Genomic DNA, 307 nt, shown 5'->3' on the forward strand with positions numbered 1-307 from the left:
GATGCAATGTCACGGCTCAGGACCGTGACATTGCATCTCAGGGCATCTACCCCGCTGTGGACCCGCTGGATTCCACCAGCCGCATCCTCAGCCCCGAGGTCGTGGGTCAGGAGCACTACGAGATCGCCCGCGATGGTCAGAAGGTGCTGCAGCGCTACAAGGAGCTGCAGGATATCTTTGCCATCATGGGCATGGACGAGCTGAGCGAAGAGGACAAGCTGACCGTCAGCCGCGCCCGCAAGGTGAAGCGCTTCCTGAGCCAGAGCTTCCATGTTGCAGAGCAGTTTACCGGTATGCCCGGTCAGTA

1 pseudogene is annotated in these 307 nt (G+C 60.3%); it reads left to right on the forward strand.

The features are described 5' to 3' along the window. A pseudogene (locus tag P0G09_RS18030) lies at positions 1–307 on the forward strand (F0F1 ATP synthase subunit beta); the annotation flags it as partial.

It is taken from the genome of Faecalibacterium sp. DFI.5.82 (assembly GCF_029076575.1).
Lineage (GTDB): Bacteria > Bacillota > Clostridia > Oscillospirales > Ruminococcaceae > Faecalibacterium > Faecalibacterium duncaniae.